This is a genomic window from Photorhabdus viridis (genome assembly GCF_040256935.1).
Classification (GTDB): Bacteria; Pseudomonadota; Gammaproteobacteria; order Enterobacterales; family Enterobacteriaceae; genus Photorhabdus; species Photorhabdus viridis.
In genome coordinates this window covers 1-223 of sequence record NZ_JBEJZY010000498.1, presented here as the reverse complement: position 1 = coordinate 223, position 223 = coordinate 1, and the positions used below count along the sequence as shown (strand labels likewise).

The 223-nt window shown below is 35.9% G+C and carries 1 pseudogene; it reads right to left on the bottom strand.

Annotation, left to right across the window (positions count from 1 at the left end):
* Nucleotides 1-213: pseudogene (locus tag ABR397_RS25660) on the bottom strand (T6SS immunity protein Tli4 family protein); the annotation flags it as partial.
* Nucleotides 214-223 lie beyond the last annotated feature (10 nt).

Here is a 223-nt window from a genome sequence, read left to right as displayed (position 1 = left end):
CACTGTCGGAATTTCTGTATCCTTTCTGCCGCTGATTCTAGATAATAACTCTTTCATTTTCACCAGAGTTCTAACTGTGGTATTCAATTCACTTTCGCTAACTTGTGCTTTAATAAAGTCTTCCCTATCATCAGCATATTTAGTATCAGACAGATCCAACATTTCCATTACAATTTTAAATGCGACACCATTATTATACAAATGTGCTTCCAGTACTCTCCCA